The sequence below is a fragment of the Fibrobacter sp. HC4 genome (assembly GCF_023373925.1).
Taxonomy (GTDB): domain Bacteria; phylum Fibrobacterota; class Fibrobacteria; order Fibrobacterales; family Fibrobacteraceae; genus Fibrobacter.
In genome coordinates this window covers 1-5,831 of record NZ_JALCZV010000035.1, presented here as the reverse complement: position 1 = coordinate 5,831, position 5,831 = coordinate 1, and the positions used below count along the sequence as shown (strand labels likewise).

Genomic DNA, 5,831 nt, shown 5'->3' with positions numbered 1-5,831 from the left:
AATGTTCACATTTGGGTATTTCCGAGCCGAAGCAATTTTATCAAAATATAATACAAACCATTACACAAAGCAAGGTTTATATTACCATAACGCGTTAGGGATGGAAGTGGCGAAGCCATTCGGACTCGCAAAGCGAGGCTGAACGGACGGCGAGCCTTGCGAGCCGATAACGCGACAGCCCGGCCGCGGGCTGATGCCGCGGCAACGCCCAAAAGCCGTTTGCCACGACGCTCTTCAAATTCTATGTTTGGCCGCACCGTCAGATGTCGTATTTCTGCGGAACCGGGCAAGAACTGCCCAAAAAGGAAAATATTATGTCTCAAATCAACCTCACCATGCCCGATGGCAGCGTACGTACCGTTGAATCTGGCACCACCGGCCTCGAAGTAGCAAAGAGCATTTCTGAAGGCCTCGCACGCAAGGCTCTCGGCGTAAAGCTGGGCGACAAGGTCCTGGACCTCTCCCGCCCCCTGACCGAAGATGGCGCTTTCAAGATCATCACTCCGAACAATGACGATCCGGATTGCTTGATGCTGCTCCGCCACTCCTGCAGCCATGTGATGGCAGAAGCCATCTGCGACCTGTTCCCCGGCACCAAGCTGGCTTACGGTCCCGCAGTCGAAAAGGGTTTCTACTACGATTTGATGACACCCACTCCGCTTCAGCAGTCTGATTTCGAAAAGATCGAAAAGCGCATGAAAGAAATCATCAAGGAAGACCGCCCGTTCACTCGCGTGGTTGTTTCCGGTGAAGAAGGCCTGAAGCGTACCGCTGGCGACAAGTACAAGACCGACAACGCCGAACGCGCTCTGGCTCGCGAAGGCGCCGACGGCACCCTGAGTTTCTATGCCAACGGCGAACCGGGCAAGAACTGGGAAGACCTCTGTGCAGGTCCTCATGTTCCCAGCACTGGCAAGCTGAAGTCCTTCAAGCTGCTCTCCCTCGCAGGTGCATACTGGCACGGCGACCAGAACAGCGACCAGCTGACCCGAGTTTATGGCACTTGCTTTGCCGACAAGGAAGGCCTGGAAACCTATTTGAAGTTCCTTGAAGAAGCTGAAAAGCGCGATCACCGCCGCATCGGTAAGGAAATGGATCTCTACCACATCGAAGACCATTCTCCTGGCATGGTGTTCTGGCACCCAAACGGCACCAAGATGGTGAACGCCCTCAAGGACTACATCCGTGGCAAGATCGACCGTCGCGGTTACCTGGAAGTGATTACTCCGGAAATCGTGAACAAGACTTTGTGGATCAAGTCCGGCCACGCCGACAAGTACAACGAAAACATGTTCAAGACCATGGCTGGCGACGTTGAAATGGCCGTGAAGCCCATGAACTGCCCCTGCCACATTCAGATCTTCAACACTGGCCTCCGCAGTTGGCGTGATCTCCCCATGCGTCTTGCTGAATTCGGCAAGTGCCACCGTTACGAACCCGCCGGCACCATGCACGGTTTGATGCGTGTCCGCGGCTTCGTTCAGGATGACGCTCACATCTTCTGTACCGAAGAACAGATCGCTTCCGAAGTGGCAGACTTCTGCGCCCTGGTGAAGGAAATCTACCACGACTTCGGTTTCGATTCCATCGTGGTGAAGTTCTCTACCCGTCCGGAACGCCGCGTAGGCTCCGACGAACTTTGGGACAAGGCTGAAGCCGCTCTTGAAGAAGCCACCAAGCTTGCTGGCCTCGACTACATCTTGAACCCGGGCGAAGGCGCCTTCTATGGCCCGAAGCTTGAATTCACCCTGAAGGATTCCCTCGGCCGTGATTGGCAGTGCGGTACCATCCAGGTGGACTTCAACCTGCCCCAGCGTCTCGGTGCTGAATATGTCGGTAAGGACAACCAGAAGCACATCCCCGTTATGCTTCACCGCGCAGCTGTCGGTTCCATCGAACGCTTCCTGGGCATTCTTATCGAAGAATTCATGGGCGACTTCCCGCTGTGGCTCGCTCCGGTCCAGGCACGCGTCCTCCCCATCTCCGAAAAGTTCGCTGAATACGCCCACAAGGTGGAACGTGAACTCGTTAACGCCGGCGTCCGCTGCGACATCGACGAAAGCAACGAGAAGCTTGGTTACAAGTTCCGTCAGTGCGAACTCCAGAAGGTTCCGTACAAGATCATCGTTGGCGAAAAGGAAATGGCCGAAGGCAAGGTTTCCGTCAACAAGCGTAAGGAAGGCGATAAGGGCGCTATGACCGTCGCTGAGTTCCTCGCAATGACAGCTGACGATCGCAAGGTTGTTCGCTAATCGTCCAATATGTCATGCCGGACACCGTTCCGGCATCGCTTTTTAAATTTGAAACGCAGACTCCCCGAGCCTGCGTTTTTCATTTATAAACCTAATTTATTCAAAAACTCCGAATACGAAAGAATTGGTATTCCAGCATGGCTTTCTAGTTCCGTCAAATCCTTGTCGCCACTTATAATGAAATCAACAGGAACGCTTTCTGCCATTGACAATATAAAGAGATCCTTAATGTCCCTAATAGGTGATTCAGCTTGTATTGTGATTGGAGTCCAATGACAAACATTATCTACCATATCAACAAACGCTTGCCGAGATTCTTGAGAAATAATAACGTTAAATTTCGGACGAGCTATCACAGTTTGAATTTCATCTAGCAACAGCTCGCTCATATAAACCTGAACATCATTACGGCATAAAACATCGGCAAGCGAAGCAAGCCGCTTGCCTATCATGAATGATATCCACAAATTTGTGTCGAACAGGACCTTCATTTCCCGTAACGGACCGCGTTGACTTCAGCGGCGATTTCTTCATCAGTCATCATCGGAGTCTTGGGACATGAATCGACGAATTTCTGGACAATGCTCCGCTTTGACCGCACGGTCCAGCCCATGCGATTCGCTAGCGTCTCCATGATACCCAAATCCTGGGTTGGAATTGTCAAAACAAGATCTTCCATAAAAATCCTCGCCCTTAAAATACATTTTTTCTTCAAAAACGCCAACAATGTCCCCCCGCTGATTGATTTGAAACACCATAAAAAGCCCTTTTTCACCATCTTTTTTCAATTAAAAGGGCTATTCAGCTACAGTATTTCGACAGTTTTCAATGGAAATTGCAAAATAAGAACGGTTCTGCAGCCAATGAAAGAAACTGAACTTTATGATTTTATATATATTTAAAAACATAATAAATGGAGTTTTTATAAGCACATAGAAAACGAAATAACATTTTAGTAGAGCAACGCTCTTGTTCTTGACGCAGAAACCTAGACAATTTCTTTTAGTTCATGAGAATAAGATGCAGATGCTCACGCCCCCACTGGGGCGTGGGTCGTTTGTAGATTCATGAACAGGCTTTGTCTAGGGCCTCTGCTTCGGATCCAACGACACCACGCCTTTTTTTATGCGCTGATTGTCGCCGCAAGTCCGCTTGAGGTTGCCCTAAAGGACTAAAAATTTTCAAAAAAAGGCTAACACGCAAATGGGCTTTAGAGCATTAAAAATGACGCTTTTTCTTCTGTTTGGAATATCCTCTGCGGATTCCATTCAAGATGAACTATATCAGTGGGTTCATCAAAGTATAGAACCTGAACAAATTTTAAAATATTCGGTAGAGACCTTATGCGATGAACTTGACAACAATGAATTAGCCTTAAAAGAAAAAATATCAGGTCAGAAAATGATTGTACTTGGAGAACTAAAATCTGTCGAAGAAGTTGAATCTAATTTTTGGACTAGTCAAAGTCATCATTTATTGGTGACTCTTCGTAGCTCTGATTCAAAACCGTTTAGCTGTTATGTCGAGGGGGCATTTTCTCTTGATAATACAGACAAATTACGTTCTTTACAAAAGAGTGAAAAGGTTAAAATAAAATGCAACACGTTCAATATCGGAAGTTTTTCAACCATAAAAGGAGATGATTGTGAGTTGCTTTCTAAATAAATCCATTTCGAAAATTACTTTGTTGATTTTTGGAATGTCTGGAGCTGTATTTGGCACGATATGCCAAAATGTTCAAGAAGAGAGCGAAGGAGTCTATGTCTGTAACGGAATCACAGTTTCTGATGAGGAGACGAATATTCCCGAAAACGCTAAATATTTGAAAGTTTATTGGGGAGAACATCTTGCCATCGTGGCAGAATGCTCCAACGAAGAACTAAACGGAATTGTAAGACTAGAATATCCTCCCAGTCCAGACAACTGCACTTTTCAACGAGTTTCTTATTATCGAGCCGATGTGGAATATTCACGGATCTTTAAAAATTGCAATTACGTGATTCCTCGCTACGAATATCGTTCTGCGCGTAACTACGGCCTTTTGGCCAGCGATATCGAAAAAGACGGAAACTTTTGGAAAGTAAAATCTTTAGAGAAAGCTGACGGAGCGTTAAGCGGATGGAACGACAAGTGGTTTATACATCCAGAAGAATGTAAACATGAAGCAGACAAACTATGTTATGACGACATACTCCTGTCCATAGACGGAAAGAAGGCGCAGGGGGCCTTTAGTGAGGTTTATAGGTTGCTGATGGGCGAAATCGGTTCTGTCGCCACCGTGCAGGTTCGCAGACAAGTAGACGGAAAAACCGAGACCCGTGAAATAAATGTACAGAGAAGGATTGCATGGGAATTGGATTCTCTCAAGAGATTTTACGACGACGGATCAGTTCGTTCTCGGATGATTTATCCATCGCCTACAAGTGACAGTTCCTTACAAGAAAATTGGTTCTATGAATCTGGAAACCTAAAAGCAATTACGCCATATACACATAAATATGGAACGAATGCTGTGAAAGTTGGCGTGGAAAAGGGATTTTACGACTCCGGGGAACTTAAATATACATTACCGCTCATAAAAGGGAAAAGGGACGGTCTTGGTAAACAGTTCTATCAACGTGGCTCATTGCTTTTTGAAACGCCTTATAAAAATGATATGCAGGAGGGCATTGAAAAGCAATACTATGAAAACGGAGTCCTTAATTGGGAAACGCCTTTTAAGTACGGTAAGGTTAGCGGAATAGAAAAAGGTTATTACTCATCAGGAAAACTGTATAGAACAAACACTTACAAAGATGGCGTAATGGACGGAGTTTCCAAGGTCTATTTCGAGAATGGAAAGTTAGCCGGATCAGGAAAATTCCGCAAGGGAGAGCTTGTCGGATATTTCAAGTGTACTGATGGTCGGGTCGGAACAGAAAAAATTGACTGCACAGAAGGCTATTAATGGTAATTATCAAGGAGTAAAAAATGAATTTAGACAAAGTAATAAATAAGACTGTAGAACGATATGAAAAAATATTGGATAACTACTATCCATCGTTTGGTTCTACCGGGTTTACAGAACGAAATCTAACTTTTAATTTTTGCAGCTGTTTCTACAATATAGCCGCTGAAAAAGATTTAGTTATATGGCAAGAAGTTCCGATAGAAAATAGTAAGTCCAATAAGAAAGAACACTTTGATTCTCTAATTATAAGTAGAAAAGCGAAAAAACTTTATCTAGTTGAAGCGAAAAGAATAAACAGCAAAAACAAAATTGATTCCGTTGAATCTGATTTGAAAAGAATAAGAAACAACTGGAAGAATATTAATATTGATGAGGAAACCAAAGGATATTCCAAACATGCAGTCATTATTGCAGACATATGGATTCCTCATAGTAATGAAAAGGCAAAAAAGGCCAAAGAATACTGGCTCTTCATCAACATGTGTGGGTGGCTTCGCCACCCTTTTTTGTTGACATTCGCCTAAATTAAACAAAAAATGGGCTATTTTCTAAAATTTAATCGCCAAAAAAAACAGAAGAAAAAGCCCATGTCAAAATTATACAAATCCATCTTCAATGTCAACGGCTGT

The 5,831-nt window shown here is 45.0% G+C and carries 6 protein-coding genes; 4 read left to right on the top strand and 2 right to left on the bottom strand.

The genetic code is table 11. The features are described from left to right. Positions 1-314: 314 nt before the first annotated feature. Positions 315-2,252, top strand: coding sequence for a threonine--tRNA ligase (gene thrS / locus MMG03_RS15350; RefSeq protein ID WP_249506676.1), 1,938 nt, complete (start codon positions 315-317; stop codon positions 2,250-2,252). An 83-nt stretch (positions 2,253-2,335) separates the two neighbouring features. Here thrS and MMG03_RS15345 read toward each other — a convergent pair whose 3' ends face one another. Then, positions 2,336-2,743, bottom strand: a complete 408-nt coding sequence (locus MMG03_RS15345) for a putative toxin-antitoxin system toxin component, PIN family (protein WP_073286167.1) — start codon at positions 2,741-2,743, stop codon at positions 2,336-2,338. Between the two features lie 42 nt (positions 2,744-2,785). Next, positions 2,786-3,040: a hypothetical protein gene (locus tag MMG03_RS15340; protein WP_139259205.1), complete on the bottom strand. Its 255-nt coding sequence runs from the start codon at positions 3,038-3,040 to the stop codon at positions 2,786-2,788. A gap of 415 nt (positions 3,041-3,455) precedes the next feature. Between MMG03_RS15340 and MMG03_RS15335 the strand changes: the two genes are divergently transcribed. The 3 genes from MMG03_RS15335 to MMG03_RS15325 are packed head-to-tail and all read left to right on the top strand — an operon-like array spanning position 3,456 to position 5,726. Further along, positions 3,456-3,917 (top strand): hypothetical protein, encoded by a 462-nt coding sequence (locus MMG03_RS15335; protein ID WP_073286162.1) that lies wholly within the window; start codon positions 3,456-3,458, stop codon positions 3,915-3,917. Beyond that, positions 3,898-5,199 carry a hypothetical protein gene (locus MMG03_RS15330; RefSeq protein WP_212668372.1) on the top strand — a complete coding sequence of 434 codons (1,302 nt, stop codon included), beginning with the start codon at positions 3,898-3,900 and terminating at the stop codon, positions 5,197-5,199. The genes MMG03_RS15335 and MMG03_RS15330 overlap by 20 nt, the downstream gene beginning before the upstream one ends. Before the next feature lie 23 nt (positions 5,200-5,222). After that, entirely contained in the window at positions 5,223-5,726 is a 504-nt protein-coding gene (locus MMG03_RS15325; RefSeq protein WP_249506675.1) for a hypothetical protein, read from the top strand. The last annotated feature ends 105 nt before the right edge of the window (positions 5,727-5,831 follow it).